This is a genomic window from Streptomyces sp. NPDC043746 (assembly GCF_056436485.1).
Genome location: NZ_JBWKCM010000041.1, coordinates 27,343 through 41,144 on the forward strand (window position 1 = coordinate 27,343; position 13,802 = coordinate 41,144).

The 13,802-nt window shown below is 73.9% G+C and carries 14 protein-coding genes; 9 read left to right on the forward strand and 5 right to left on the reverse strand.

Features of this window, described 5'->3' with window-relative positions; genetic code table 11:
* The first annotated feature begins 107 nt into the window (after positions 1 to 107).
* The gene (locus AC0682_RS29310) at positions 108 to 884 is read left to right on the forward strand and encodes a SanA/YdcF family protein (RefSeq protein WP_478536185.1); all 777 of its coding nucleotides are present in this window, start codon (positions 108 to 110) and stop codon (positions 882 to 884) included.
* 174 nt (positions 885 to 1,058) lie between these two features.
* A complete protein-coding gene (locus AC0682_RS29315) occupies positions 1,059 to 3,137 on the forward strand; it encodes a molybdopterin oxidoreductase family protein (RefSeq protein ID WP_478536186.1) in 2,079 nt (692 codons plus the stop codon).
* Here AC0682_RS29315 and AC0682_RS29320 read toward each other — a convergent pair.
* The 4 genes from AC0682_RS29320 to AC0682_RS29335 all read right to left on the reverse strand — a co-directional run bounded on the left by AC0682_RS29320 (position 3,100) and on the right by AC0682_RS29335 (position 4,784).
* Positions 3,100 to 3,582, reverse strand: coding sequence for a gamma-glutamylcyclotransferase family protein (locus AC0682_RS29320; RefSeq protein WP_478536187.1), 483 nt, complete (start codon positions 3,580 to 3,582; stop codon positions 3,100 to 3,102). The two genes, AC0682_RS29315 and AC0682_RS29320, sit on opposite strands and share 38 nt — an antisense overlap.
* Positions 3,583 to 3,590: 8 nt before the next feature.
* Complete coding sequence (cutA, locus tag AC0682_RS29325; protein ID WP_478536188.1) at positions 3,591 to 3,935, reverse strand: divalent-cation tolerance protein CutA; 345 nt, start codon at positions 3,933 to 3,935, stop codon at positions 3,591 to 3,593.
* Positions 3,936 to 3,997: 62 nt separating this feature from the next.
* On the reverse strand, positions 3,998 to 4,612 hold the full coding sequence (locus tag AC0682_RS29330) for an NADPH-dependent FMN reductase (RefSeq protein ID WP_478536189.1): 615 nt from the start codon (positions 4,610 to 4,612) through the stop codon (positions 3,998 to 4,000).
* A 34-nt stretch (positions 4,613 to 4,646) separates the two neighbouring features.
* On the reverse strand, positions 4,647 to 4,784 hold the full coding sequence (locus AC0682_RS29335; protein ID WP_478536190.1) for a hypothetical protein: 138 nt from the start codon (positions 4,782 to 4,784) through the stop codon (positions 4,647 to 4,649).
* Here AC0682_RS29335 and AC0682_RS29340 point away from each other — a divergent pair.
* The 3 genes from AC0682_RS29340 to AC0682_RS29350 all read left to right on the forward strand — a co-directional run bounded on the left by AC0682_RS29340 (position 4,773) and on the right by AC0682_RS29350 (position 6,912).
* Positions 4,773 to 5,255, forward strand: coding sequence for a DUF5990 family protein (locus AC0682_RS29340; protein WP_478536191.1), 483 nt, complete (start codon positions 4,773 to 4,775; stop codon positions 5,253 to 5,255). The genes AC0682_RS29335 and AC0682_RS29340 overlap by 12 nt on opposite strands.
* 371 nt (positions 5,256 to 5,626) lie before the next feature.
* Positions 5,627 to 6,175, forward strand: coding sequence for a hypothetical protein (locus AC0682_RS29345; RefSeq protein WP_478536192.1), 549 nt, complete (start codon positions 5,627 to 5,629; stop codon positions 6,173 to 6,175).
* A 104-nt stretch (positions 6,176 to 6,279) separates the two neighbouring features.
* Positions 6,280 to 6,912 (forward strand): class F sortase, encoded by a 633-nt coding sequence (locus AC0682_RS29350; RefSeq protein WP_478536193.1) that lies wholly within the window; start codon positions 6,280 to 6,282, stop codon positions 6,910 to 6,912.
* Positions 6,913 to 6,998: 86 nt separating this feature from the next.
* On the opposite strand, the gene AC0682_RS29355 is transcribed toward AC0682_RS29350, so the two are convergent.
* Entirely contained in the window at positions 6,999 to 7,787 is a 789-nt protein-coding gene (locus AC0682_RS29355; protein ID WP_478536194.1) for a TSUP family transporter, read from the reverse strand.
* Positions 7,788 to 7,930: 143 nt separating this feature from the next.
* Here AC0682_RS29355 and AC0682_RS29360 point away from each other — a divergent pair, with 143 nt between their 5' ends.
* The 4 genes from AC0682_RS29360 to AC0682_RS29375 all read left to right on the forward strand — a co-directional run bounded on the left by AC0682_RS29360 (position 7,931) and on the right by AC0682_RS29375 (position 13,592).
* Positions 7,931 to 9,343 (forward strand): FAD-dependent oxidoreductase, encoded by a 1,413-nt coding sequence (locus AC0682_RS29360; RefSeq protein ID WP_478536195.1) that lies wholly within the window; start codon positions 7,931 to 7,933, stop codon positions 9,341 to 9,343.
* A 1-nt stretch (position 9,344) separates the two neighbouring features.
* Positions 9,345 to 11,915, forward strand: a complete 2,571-nt coding sequence (gene nirB / locus AC0682_RS29365; RefSeq protein ID WP_478536197.1) for a nitrite reductase large subunit NirB — start codon at positions 9,345 to 9,347, stop codon at positions 11,913 to 11,915.
* Complete coding sequence (gene nirD, locus AC0682_RS29370; RefSeq protein WP_478536198.1) at positions 11,915 to 12,295, forward strand: nitrite reductase small subunit NirD; 381 nt, start codon at positions 11,915 to 11,917, stop codon at positions 12,293 to 12,295. The genes nirB and nirD overlap by 1 nt, the downstream gene beginning before the upstream one ends.
* Before the next feature lie 130 nt (positions 12,296 to 12,425).
* A complete protein-coding gene (locus tag AC0682_RS29375; RefSeq protein ID WP_478536199.1) occupies positions 12,426 to 13,592 on the forward strand; it encodes an alkaline phosphatase PhoX in 1,167 nt (388 codons plus the stop codon).
* Positions 13,593 to 13,802: the final 210 nt, after the last annotated feature.

Genomic DNA, 13,802 nt, shown 5'->3' on the forward strand with positions numbered 1-13,802 from the left:
GCGGGGTGGGGGGCAGCACCCGTATCTGCCGATCAGTGAACCTTTCGGGTGTTTCGCTCGTCAGGTGAGGTGAGACCGCAGGACAGTACGGACGACGGGGGGTTCGCATGCGAGGGGTGCGAGGAGCACGAGGAGCTCAAGCGGTACGGAAGCCGCGAGGGGAGGGAGGGGCCCGGGTCAGGAGAGACGGGCCACGGGCGCGGCTGCGGCTCCCACCGCTGCGGCTGCCGCGCTCCCGGCGGGGCCGACGGCTCGCCGTGCAGGGGGTGATGGCCCTGTGCGTGCTGGCGCTGCTGCCCGCGACCTGGATGCGGCTGGGTGCGAGCGACCGGGTGGGGACCACGGCGGACGCCCCGGCCGGGGAGGTCGTCATGGTGTTCGGCGCCGGGCTGTGGAAGGGCCGGCCCACCCCGTATCTGGCCCACCGCCTGGACGCGGCGGCCGAGCTGTATCACCTGGGGAAGGCGAAGGTCGTCCTGGTCACCGGGGACAACAGCCGGGTGGAGTACGACGAGCCGGACGCGATGCGGACGTACCTGACCGAGCGGGGTGTGCCGGACGAGCGGATCGTCAGCGACTACGCGGGGTTCGACTCCTGGGACTCGTGCGTGCGCGCCAGGAAGATATTCGGGGTCGACCGGGCGGTGCTGGTGAGCCAGGGCTTCCACATCCACCGGGCGACCACTCTCTGCCGCTCCGCGGGGATCGACGCGTTCGGGGTCGGGGTCGACGAGCCCCGCGACGCGACGTGGTACTACGGCGGTGCCCGCGAGCTGGCCGCGTCGGGGAAGGCGGCCCTGGAAGCCCTGTTCCGCCCCGACCCGCACTTCCTGGGCCCGCGGGAGCCGGGGGTGAAGGAGGCACTGGCGTCGGCGGCGGACTGAGCTGAGGGCCGTCGGCCCCGGCCCAGGCCCTCCACGCCCCGGCCCGCGGTCCCTTGGCCCCCTCGCTCCGGCCGGGCGCCTCACACCACGGTGGGCGACACGCTGAGGCGGGCGTTCCGGTGGCGTAATCGAGCGCCCCCGTCCCCGTAATACCGCTCTCGCAGGCTGACCCCCATGACCGGTATCGAGACGCCCACCCACTGCCCCTACTGCGCCCTCCAGTGCGGGATGACCCTGCGCCCGGTGACGGGTCCGGAAGTCGCGGAGGTGGGCGAGCGGACCGAATTCCCGGTCAACCGGGGCGCGTTGTGCGGCAAGGGGCGGAGCGCTCCCGCCGTGTTGCGCCGAGGTGCCCGGCTGACCTCCCCGTTGGTGCGGCGGCGGCCCGGCGGCGCGTTGGAGGAGGCGGGCTGGGACGAGGCGCTGGGGCGGATCGCGGAGGGGCTCGGCGGGGTGCGGGCGGTGCACGGGGCGGACGCGGTGGGGGTGTTCGGCGGGGGCGGTCTGACCAACGAGAAGGCGTACGCACTGGGGAAGTTCGCCCGGGTGGTGCTCGGCACCTCGCAGATCGACTACAACGGCCGGTTCTGCATGTCGTCGGCGGCCGCCGCGCACCAGCGGGCGTTCGGGCTCGACCGGGGGCTGCCGTTCCCCTTGGAGGACATCCCGCGGACGGGGTGCGTGATCCTCGTCGGGTCGAACCTGGCCGAGACCATGCCGCCCGCGCTGCGCTATCTGACGGAGCTGAAGGCGAACGGGGGCCGGCTGATCGTGGTCGACCCGCGCCGCACCCGCACCGCCGAGCAGGCCGATCTGCATCTGGCGCCGCGCCCCGGCACCGATCTGGCTCTGGCGCTGGGCCTGTTGCACCTGGTGGTGGCGGAGGGGCGGGTGGACGAGGAGTTCGTGGCGACCAGGACCAAGGGGTGGGAGGAGGCGCGGGCCGGGGCGATGGCGCACTGGCCGGAGCTGGTGGAGCGGATCTGCGGGGTGCCGGTGGCACGGCTGCGGGAGGCGGTGGAGCTGTTCTGCGGGGCGGAGAGCGGGATGGTGCTGACGGCACGCGGGCCCGAGCAGCAGGCCAAGGGCACGGACACGGTGGGCGCGTGGATCAACTTCTGCCTGGCCACGGGAAGGGCGGGCAGGCCGCTCTCCGGGTACGGGTGTCTGACCGGGCAGGGCAACGGGCAGGGCGGCCGGGAGCACGGGCAGAAGGCCGACCAGCTGCCCGGCTACCGCAAGCTGACCGACCCGGCCGCCCGCCGCCATGTCGCGGAGGTGTGGGGGGTGGACCCCGACGGCCTGCCGGGACCGGGGCGGAGCGCGTACGAGCTGCTGGACGCACTCGGCCGGGATGTGCGTGCGCTGCTGGTGATGGGCTCCAATCCGGTGGTGTCGGCCCCGCACGCCGCGCATGTGGAACGCCGCCTGGCCGCACTGGACTTCCTGGCCGTCGCGGACGTGGTCCTCTCCGAGACGGCGGCGCTGGCGGATGTGGTGGTGCCCGTGACCCAGTGGGCGGAGGAGAGCGGGACCATGACCAACCTGGAGGGCCGGGTGCTGCTGCGGCGACGGGCGCTCGACCCGCCGGAGGGGGTGCGCAGCGACCTGGAGGTGCTGCACGGGCTGGCTGGACTGCTGGGCCACGGCAAGGGGTTCCCGGCCGATCCGGCCGAGGTGTTCGAGGAGTTGCGGCGGGCCTCGGCGGGCGGTGCGGCGGACTACGCGGGCATCAGCTACGAGCGGATCGCGGCGGAGGACGGGGTGTTCTGGCCCTGCCCCGACGCGGACCACCCGGGGACGCCCCGGCTCTTCCTGGACCGGTTCGCGACGGCGGACGGGCGGGCCTCGTTCGTGCCGGTGGTGCACCGGGCGGCGGCCGAGGAGACGGACCCGGAGTATCCGGTAGTGCTGACGACGGGGCGGGTGGTGGCGCACTACCAGTCGGGGGCCCAGACCCGCCGGGTGGACGAGCTGAACGCGGCGGCCCCGGGCCCCTTCGTGGAGCTGCACCCGCGGCTGGCCGAGCGGATCGGGGTGGCGGACGGCGACCTCGTGGCCGTGACCTCCCGGCGCGGGCGGGCGGTGGCACCGGCCCGGATCACCGGGGGCATCCGGGCGGACACGGTGTTCATGCCGTTCCACTGGCCGGGCGAGGGCCGGGCCAACACACTGACCAATCCGGCACTTGACCCGGTGTCGCGGATGCCGGAGTTCAAGGTGTGCGCGGTCCGCCTGGAGGCCGCCCGGTGACCCACCGCCCGCCGTCGATGACACTGCCGCCGGTCCGGAGGGACCGGGTGACGGCGGCAGCGGCGAGATAGACCCAGGCCCGCACCGGGCCCTCGCCCGCCGTGCTCTCCCCCGGCAGTTCGACCTCCCGGACGACCCGCTCGTACAGATTGCGCGGGTGGCCGGGCCCGAGGTACTCCTCCAGATGGTCCAGGAGGCCGAGCAGTTCCCCGTACACCCCGGGCACGGCCGTGAGCAGGGTGCCGTGGACGCGGCCGTGGCCGTCGACGGCGTACGGGTAGCCGGGCCCGTCGTACAGCAGGGCCCGGGGCAGGACGGCGGGCCGCTCTCCCGTCGTTCGGCCCCGGAGGAACAGGCCGTGGTTGGGTTCGCCGGGAAGCAGCGTCCCGTAGACGAAGAAGGGCAGCTCGCCGGTGGGCGGGGAGCCCGGGTCCCGGGTGCTCATGGCCGCCGTCACAGAGCGGCTGCGGGGGCGGTCTCCGCCGTCACCCAGCCGAGGTAGCGGGCGCTGCCACGGAGGACGGGGACGGCGATGACCTCGGGGTTCTCGTAGTCGTGCTCCGCCAGGAGGTAGGCCTCCAGCTCCTCGTACCGTTCCCCCGCCGTCTTGAACAGCACCTGCCACTCCTCGGAGGACTCGATGGCGTTCTGCCACCGGTAGACCGAGGTGACGGGCGCGGAGATCTGCGCACAGGCCGCCAGCCGGGCCTCCACCGCCCCCTGTGCCAGCTCGTGGGCCTTCTCCTCGCTGTCGGTCGTGGTCAGTACGGTCAGCCATGCCGGCGGCGGCGCTGTCATCGTTCGGTCTCCTCGGCTAGGGCGGGCTCCTGCCCGTGCACCGATTGTCGTCCCCGCACGGATCAGGCGCCGTACGGACGCCGGTTCCGGGCCTCGCGCAGAGCCTCGCCCCACCAGACCAGCTGGTCCAGAAGCGCCTTGACGGCCCCGTCGGCCTCTGCCGGATCCCGGTGGTTGCCGTCCTCGCCGAAGAGCGCGTGCGCGTTGTGGAAGGAGACGGTGTCACGGACGGAGACGGCGTGCAGTTCGGCGAAGACCTGCCGCAACTGCTCGACGGCCCGCAGCCCGCCGGACCGTCCCCCGTACGAGACGAAGGCGACGGGCTTGGCCTGCCACTCGGCGTGGTGCCAGTCGATGAGGTTCTTGAGGGGCGCGGGGAAGGAGTGGTTGTACTCCGGGGTGACGACGACGAACGCGTCGGCCGCCGCCAACCGCTCCGAAACGGCCTCCACCCTGGCGGCCTCCTCGGGCCCGGGCCTGAAGGAGAGCGAGTCGGGCAGCCGGGCGGCCCCGACGTCGACGAGTTCGGTCTCGATCCCCGCGTGCCGCCGGGCCCGGCCGAGGAACCAGTCGGCGACGACGGGCCCGAACCGGCCTTCCCGGTTGCTGCCGAGGATGGTGGCGACCTTGAGGGGGCGGGGGGTGAGGGATGCGGTGGGTGCAGGTGTGGTGTCCATGGCCCTGAGCTTTGACCCTCAAGTTCGGTTGAGGTCAAGTGCCGACCATCCATGACATCCGGTCCGCGCCCTCCGGGACCGCGACGGCCGGGGCCGTCTCGGCCTTGGCCGCCGCGTCCGTGGCCGCCGCGTCCGGCCCGCCGTGACCGACCATGGACCCATGCAGATCCATATCGAGGCCTCAGCACTTCCCGGTCGCACCTGCGGGCCGGATTCCGATTTCCCCGGGTTCGAGAACATTCACGTCGGCGTGCAGCGCAAGGACCGGCCCGGGGAGCTGCTCGGGCTCTGCCCCGGGGACGCGGCGGGTGCTTCGTGGACGCTGGAGTGTGCGGTCGGGGAGACGGCGGACGGGGTCGTGCTCTCGGGGCCGTACATCCAGAATCGGCTGGGCGGGCGGTTCGTCTACCTGTCGTGGGGGACGGTGGACGAGGCCGGGGTGTTCAGCATGTTCCGGCGCGCCAAACTGATGTTCAGCGACATCGGGGCCGAGGCCCTCGACGCCGCCGTGCGGTCCGGGCACCTCACCGGGCGGCTCGGGCTGACCGACGGGAAGGGGCAGCCGTTGTGCGGTCGGGTGCGCCCGCCGACGATCTCCTGGAGCGCCGGCGCGGGCTCCTGGGCCCGGGGACGAACACGGTGACGGACCCGGCGGGCGTGACACCGCCCCCACCGGGCCCAGGGGGGGTGGGCCGGGTGGGGGCGGGTGCCGTGGGGGGCGGGGGGAATCCGTCCCGTGGGGGATGTCTTGCGTGTGCCCTCGCCCCGGAAAGACATGCATGTGATGTAGGTCACATCATGGATTCGGGGCTCACTCGTTCGGCACCCGGGCCGACAGCACGGACCGAACGGACCAGCAGCACCGCCCTGACCTGCGGCGATCCTCGACGGCAAGAGTGCCGCGCCGGGCCGTACGGGTGAAAGCTGATCCGGTGTCAGAAGGCATGCGGTGGCGACCCCCCGTTAGGTCGTGGGCAGGACACAACCGCTCGCGCCGTCTGCCCGGAGGAACCCATGCGCAGTCCTGCCCGCCTCGTGACCGGTACCGCCACCGCCGCGGTCACCGTCATAGCGCTCGGTCTCACCGCCGCCCCGTCCGCCTACGCGGACAACTTCGGCCGGCTGGAGATCACCCCGGCGACCGCGCCCCCCGGCGCCACCGTCACCGTGAACACCACCGCCTGCGGCCCCAAGGGGTCGGGCATCGGTGACGCCAACTCCCTGGACGCCGGGGACTTCGAACTCCGTCGCGGTACGCACAAGGAGGTCCTCGTCGGCCAGTTCCGGGTGCCGCACGACACCCGGCCCGGCGTCTACGAGATCGTCGTCACCTGCGACAACGGCAAGGACGCCGTCGGGGACCTCAAGGTGATCGGCGGCGGCAAGCACGAGAAGCCCGACCACCAGCGCCCGTCCGGCCATGTGCGGACCGGCGTCGGCGGCAGCGTCGAGCCCGACTCCACGCAGGTCGCCCTGGGCGTCGGCGTGATCGGCCTGGCGGCCGTCGGCGGGCTCTGGCTGCTGCGCCGACGCACCGAGCCCGGCGCCGAGAGCAGCCGCTGAGGCCGACGAGGCCCCTGGCTCCCGGGCCCGGCGCGTTCCCCCGCGCGTCCGGCCCGGGGAGCCTCATCCGCGAAACCCTCACAGCTCGCCCCCAGGGGGTGTCCGTGTCCCAGAGTGCGCAGAAAGCCCGAGGCTGGCTCGTCGGCATCGCCGTGCTGTGCGGTGTCTGGCTCGTCCAGAACGGCTCAGGCGAGCAGCTGGTCCCGCCGCAGCCCTCCAGCGCCCAGGCCTTCGCCGCCGGGCCCGAGCTCCAGCCGGGCTCGCCGGTGGCCCCACCGCTGCGGCCCTCCGACCCCGTGCGCATCCGCATCCCGAGCATCGGCGTCGACGCGCCGATGACGCGACTGGGACTCGCGGCCGACGGCAGCCTGGACGTGCCGCCGGACGGGGACCGCAACCTCGCGGGCTGGTACGCCGACGGGGTCCCGCCGGGCGCCCGGGGCACCGCCATCGTCGCCGGGCATGTCGACAACGCCGAGGGGCCCTCCGTCTTCTACGCCCTCGGCGCCCTCACCAAGGGCACCCGCGTCGAGGTCGTCCGCGAGGACGGGCGCACCGCCGTCTTCTCGATCGACGCCGTCGAGGTGTACGACAACAAGGACTTCCCCGACCAGCGCGTCTACGGCGACTCCCCGCACGCCTCGCTCCGGCTGATCACCTGCGGCGGCGGCTTCTCCAAGGAGACCGGCTACCAGGGCAACGTCGTGGCCTACGCCCATCTCACCGATGTGCGGTGAGGGCGGGGGCGCACCTGGACGGGCTGTGGGGGCGTGAGGCGTACGCGTCGCGCGGTGGAGGCGTGACGCGCACGCGTGCACGTGCCTTACGCCGTCCACTGGTCGTAGCCGAGCTTCGCCACCAGCGCGAACACCACCGTCAGCAGCACCGCCCGGACGAAGCCGGTCCCCCGGTCCAGCGCCATCCGCGCCCCCACCATCGCGCCCGCCAGGTTGAAGAGGGCCATCACGGCGGCCAGCCGCCACAGGACCGAGCCCTGGTACGCGAACATGGCCAGCGCCCCCGCGTTCGTACACACGTTGACGATCTTGGCCGTGGCGGACGCCGTCACCAGGTCCAGGTGGAGTACGGCGGTGAGGGCCAGGACCAGGAAGGTACCGGTCCCCGGGCCGAACAGGCCGTCGTAGAAACCGATCCCGCCGCCGACCAGCACGACCGCCGTGACGATCCGGGCCCGGGTCACCGGCCGGGTGTCCGTGCCCCCCGCCGCCGTGCCGAACGACGGGCGCAGCAGCACGAACGCCGCCACCCCGAGCAGCGCCACCATGATCACCGGGCGCAGCACCTCGCTGCTGATCCCGGCCGCGAAGAACGCCCCGCCCATCGAACCGGCCAGCGCCATCAGCCCCACCCGCACCGCCAGCCCCACCCGTACCGGGGCCCGGCGCACATAGGTGATCGCGGCCCCCGAGGTGCCGACGATGGCGACGGCCTTGTTGGTGCCGAGGACATGGGCGGCGGGGACGTTCGGCAGACCCAGCAGCAGCGCGGGCAGGAGCAGGAGCCCGCCGCCGCCCACCACCGCGTCGATCCAGCCCGCGGCGGCTGCGGCCAGGCAGAGGAGGATCAGGGTGGTGAGGGTGATCTCGGGCATGTCCCCGACATTAAGGGGGCGCCGGGAGCAGGAACTCACAGGGGCCGCCACCACGCGCTGAGCGCACGGTTCCGTCCGGGAAACCGGTGGGATGCTGCCGGGTAACACCCGACCTCCACTCTCTTTCCCATGAGGAAGCACCCATGAGGAAGAGCGCGCAGGCCGGTGAGGCGCCCGTCGTGGTGATCGGCGCCGGGATGGCCGGCGCCCGGCTCGCCGCCCGGGTCCCCGGGGTCACCGTCATCGGCGAGGAGCGGCACGCCCCCTACAACCGGGTGCTGCTGGCCGACGTCCTGGCCGGGCGGTACGCCCCGGAGGTCATCGCCCTGCCGGCCGTCGACGTACGGCGCGGGGTACGGGTGGTCCGGATCGACCGGGCCGACCGGCTCGTCCACTGCGACGACGGCAGCGTCCTGCGCTACGGGCGCCTGGTCCTGGCCACCGGCTCGAACCCGGTGCTCCCGCCGCTGCGCGGGCTCGGCCCCACGCGGCCGGACCGCCCGCACCGGCTGCCGGACGGCGCCCGACCCCGGCCGGGCACCTCTCGGCCCCACCGCCCCGGCCCCGCCGGGCCGGACCGCACGCCCCCGACTCCCCACGGGCCGAACGCCCTACCGGACGGCGTCCACCCCTTCCGGACCCTCGACGACGCCCTCGCTCTGCGCGCCGCCGTACGCCCCGGAGCGCGCGCCGTCGTCATCGGCGGGGGGCTCCTCGGCGTCTCGGCCGCCCGCGCGCTCGCGGAGTGCGGCGCCCAGGTGGTCCTGGCCCAGCAGGGCGAGCACCTGATGGAGCGCCAGCTCGACCCGGAGGCGGCCGCCCTGCTCCGCGACCACCTCGAAGCGCTCGGCGTGGAGGTGCACACCGAGTGCCGGGTGCGGGGGCTGCTCCGCTCGACCGCGTCGGAGTCCGTTCGGGCCGTCCAGCTCGCCGACGGGTACGAACTCGCCGCCGACCTCACCGTCCTCGCCTGCGGGGTCCGGCCCCGGACCGCTCTCGCCCGGGCCGCCGGGCTCGACGTCCGCGAGGGGATCGTGGTCGACGACGAACTGCGCACCTCCGACCCGTACATCCACGCCCTCGGCGACTGCGCCGAGCACCGCTCCACGCTCTACGGGCTCGCCGGGCCCGCGCTCGAACAGGCCGACGTGCTGGCCGACGTGCTCGCCGGGCGGGCCGCCCGCTACACGGGGACCCGGGCCCTGACCCGGCTCTCCCTGCGCTCCGGGAGAACCGGAGGTCCGAGGGATTCCGCGGGCCCGACGGGCGCCGAAGGCCCGGTGGACCCCGCGGGCCCCGGCCCCCTGGCAGCCGGGCTCGACCTCGCCGCCTTCGGTGAGGCCAGGCCGCGGCCGGGCGACGACGTGATCCGGCTGGCCGACGCCACCCGGGGCGCGTACCGCACGGTCGTCGTCCGCGAGGGGCGGCTGGCCGGCGGGGTGCTCCTGGGCGACCTCGGCGCGGTCGCCGGCCTCGCCCGCACCTGGCAGGACGACGAACCGCTGCCGCCCGCCATGTCCCTGCTCCACCTGCTCACCGACGACGGAGGCCACTGAGATGCCGGAAACCACCAGCCCCACCACCCCCACCTTCGTCCTCGTCGGGCACGGCATGGTCGGCCAGCGGTTCCTGGAGTCGCTGGCCGCGCGCGGGCTGACCCCGGCCGCCGGGCGGGCCCGGGTCGTCGTGCTCTGCGAGGAGCCCCGGCCCGCCTACGACCGGGTGCAGCTCACCTCGTACTTCGCCGGGCGCTCCCCCGACGACCTCTCCCTCGTGGAGCCGGGGTTCATGGAGGAGCACGGCTTCGAGCTGTACGTCGGGGACCCGGCCCGGAGCGTCGACCGTACGGCCCGGACGGTGACCGCGCGGTCCGGGGCGGTGTTCCCGTACGACACGCTCGTGCTGGCGACGGGCTCGTACCCCTTCGTCCCGCCGGTGCCGGGGAAGGACTCCCGGGGCTGCTTCGTGTACCGGACGATCGAGGACCTGCTCGCGATCGAGGAGTACGCGAAGGGGGTCGGGACCGGGGCCGTGGTCGGGGGCGGGCTGCTCGGCCTGGAGGCGGCGGGGGCGCTCAAGGGGCTCGGGCTGCGCACCCACGTGGTGGAGTTCGCCCCCCGGCTGATGCCGGTCCAGGTGGACGAGGGCGGGGGTGCGGCGCTGCTGCGGACGATCGAGGGCATGGGGCTGACCGTGCACACGGGGGTGGGGACGCAGGAGGTCACCGCGGGTGCGGACGGGGCGGTGAACGGGATGGCGCTCTCGGACGGCTCCTCGCTCGACGTGGATCTCGTGGTGTTCTCCGCCGGGGTGCGGCCGCGTGACGAGCTGGCCCGGGAGTGCGGGCTCGCGGTCGGGGAGCGCGGCGGGATCGTGGTCGACGAGGAGTGCCGTACGTCCGACCCCGCCGTGTTCGCGATCGGTGAGTGCGCGCTCGCCTCCGACGGCCGGGTCTACGGGCTGGTCGCGCCGGGCTACGAGATGGCGGAGACCGTGGCCGAGGTGGTGGCCGGCGGGCGGGCCGGGTTCACCGGGGCCGACATGTCGACCAAGCTCAAGCTGCTCGGCGTGGACGTGGCCTCGTTCGGTGACGCGCACGGGACCGCGGAGGGCGCGCTGGACGTGGTGTACGCCGACTCCCGCTCCGGCGTCTACAAGAAGCTGGTGATCGGGGCGGACGGCGCCCTGCTGGGCGGGGTGCTGGTCGGGGACGCCGACAACTACGGCACGCTGCGGCCGATGACGGGGAGCGTCCTGCCGGTCGCACCCGAGCAGCTGGTGCTGCCGGCCGGGGCGGGCGGGCCGGCGGTGCTGGGGCCGTCCTCGCTGCCGGACGACGCCGTCATCTGCTCCTGCCACAACGTGACCAAGGGCGCGATCTGCGAGCACACCACCCTGCCCGAGGTGAAGAAGTGCACGCGGGCCGGGACGGGCTGCGGCAGCTGCGTCAAGGTGATCGGCCAGCTGCTGCCGCAGAGCGAGGACACCGGCCTGTGCGGCTGCTTCGCCTACAGCCGCAGCGAGTTGTACGAGATCGTCCGGACCCTGGGCGTCACCTCTTTCACCGCCCTGCTCGACTCGCACGGCCGCGAGGAAGCGCGCGGCGGGGAGGGGTGCGAGGTCTGCAAGCCGACCGTCGGCTCGGTCATCGCCTCGCTCGCCCCGACCGTCGGTGCCAGCGGTTACGTCCTGGACGGGGAGCAGGCGGCGCTCCAGGACACCAACGACCACTTCCTCGCCAACCTCCAGCGCAACGGCTCCTATTCGGTCGTGCCCCGCATCCCGGGCGGGGAGATCACCCCGGAGAAGCTCATCGTGATCGGCGAGGTCGCCCGCGACTTCGGCCTCTACACGAAGATCACCGGCGGCCAGCGCATCGACCTCTTCGGTGCCCGGGTCGATCAACTTCCGGTCATCTGGGCCCGGCTGGTCGACGCCGGGTTCGAGTCCGGACACGCGTACGGGAAGTCGCTGCGGACGGTCAAGTCCTGTGTGGGGCAGACCTGGTGCCGCTACGGCGTGCAGGACTCCGTACGGATGGCGATCGACCTGGAGCTGCGCTACCGGGGGCTGCGCTCCCCGCACAAGCTGAAGTCGGCGGTCTCCGGCTGCGCCCGGGAGTGCGCGGAGGCCCGGGGCAAGGACTTCGGGATCATCGCCACCGCCGGCGGCTGGAACCTCTACGTCGGCGGCAACGGCGGGGCCACCCCGCGCCACGCCGACCTGCTGGCCCAGGACCTCTCCGACACCGAACTCGTGCGGCTCATCGACCGGTTCCTGATGTTCTACATCCGCACCGCCGACCGCCTGGAGCGCACGTCGGCCTGGCTGGAGCGGATCGACGGCGGCCTGGAGCACGTACGGGATGTCGTCGTCCACGACTCGCTGGGGCTCTGCGACGAGCTGGAGCGGCTGATGGCCGACCACGTCTCCGGCTACCGCGACGAGTGGGCCGAGACCATCGACGACCCGGAACGGCTGCGGCGGTTCGTGACCTTCGTCAACGCCCCCGACGCCCCCGACCCCTCGGTGAGGTTCGTCCCGGAGCGGGACCAGATCAAGCCCGATCTGGAGCTGCTCGCCGGGCCCGTGCTCGCCGTCCGCACCCTCGAAGGGACCCCCTCCTGATGACCACCACCACGGTGAGTTCCGCCATGACCACCACCACGGCGAGTACCGCTCCGGCCGTCGTCCACGTCGCCCATGCCGGCGGCTGGGTCGCGGTCTGCGGACCGGATGTGCTCAGCGCCGGGCGCGGCGCCGCGGTGCTGCTGCCGGACGGGGAGCAGGCGGCCCTGTTCATGGACCGGTCGGGCACGGTGTACGCGATCGGCAACCGGGACCCGTTCACCGGGGCGTACGTCCTCTCGCGGGGGCTGCTCGGCTCGGCGGCCGGGCGGCCGTTCGTCGCCTCGCCGCTGCTGAAGCAGCGGTTCGACCTGGCCACGGGTGCCTGCCTGGACGACGACGAGGTGTCGGTGCCGGTGTACGCGGTGCGGGTGGAGTGACCGCCGGGCGCCGGCCCTCCACCGTTCACCGCTTGTTGGGGGCACGTCAACTGCACCCTCCTACAGTCCTGACGCGCGACCCGCCGGTCCCGTCCGGGGCGGCGGGCCCTCACCCATCCGTGGAGTGATCGTGGAACGTCGGACCTTCTTGCGCACGGCGGTGGTCGGCAGCTCGGCGGCGGCCTTCGGGGGCACCCTGTGGCGCGGCGCGGCCTTCGCGGGCCCCGCCCAGCCGGCCCCCGGCCCGTACGGCGCCCTCCAGGCGGCCAACGGCAACGGCATCCAGTTGCCGAGCGGCTTCACCAGCCGCATCATCGCCCGGTCGGGGCAGACCGTGGCGGGCACCTCCTACCGGTGGCACAGCGCCCCCGACGGCGGGGCGACCTACGCCGACGGCTCGGGCTGGATCTACGTCTCCAACGCCGAGGTGTCCGCGAGCAGCGGCGGCGGGGCGAGCGCCGTGCGGTTCAACTCCTCGGGCACGGTGACGTCCGCGTACCGGATCCTGTCGGGGACGAACGTCAACTGCGCGGGGGGCGCCACCCCGTGGAAGACCTGGCTCTCCTGCGAGGAGGTCACCCGCGGGTACGTCTACGAGACCGACCCCTGGGGCGTGAAGGCGGCCGTACAGCGGCCCGCGCTCGGCCGGTTCAAGCACGAGGCGGCGGCGGCCGACCCCGACCACGGCTACATCTACCTCACCGAGGACGAGAGCGACGGCCGCTTCTACCGCTTCCGGCCCGCCACCTGGGGCGACCTGTCCAGCGGCACGCTCCAGGTCCTGGTGGCCGGTACGGGCACCTCCGGGCCGGTGACCTGGGCCAACGTGCCGGACCCGGCCGCCTCCTCGACCCAGACCCGCTACCAGGTTCCCGGCGCCAAGGTCTTCAAGGGCGGCGAGGGCTGCTTCTACGCGGCGGGCACCTGCTGGTTCACCACCAAGGGCGACAACCGGGTGTGGGCGTACGACGCGAACACCTCGTCCATCTCCCTGACGTACGACGCCTCCCTGGTGACGGGCGGCGCGGCCCCGCTGACCGGGGTCGACAACGTCACCCGGGCGGGCTCCGGCGATCTGTACGTGGCGGAGGACGGCGGGAACATGGAGATCTGCCTGATCACGCCGGACGACACGGTGGCCCCGTTCCTGCGGATCACCGGCCAGTCCAGCTCGGAGATCACCGGCCCGGCCTTCTCACCGGACGGCAAGCGGCTCTACTTCTCCTCGCAGCGCGGCACCAGCGGCAGTTCGTCCGGGGGGATCACGTACGAGGTGACGGGGCCCTTCCGCGGCTGAGACGCCCCGCGCGGGAGGGGGCGGCGCCGGAGGCCGTGCCGCGCCTTCCCGGGCGCGGGGGCGGTGCCGGTGGCCGCCCCCGCGCCCGCGTGCGCCGGGGCTCCCCCGTGGCCCCGGCGGAAGGCACCGAACAAGTGGCCGCCGTATTCCCTCCCCTGGGGGGGGGCATGTCTCCTCCCAACGCAGCCCGAAAGGGGGCATGGGGGGGAT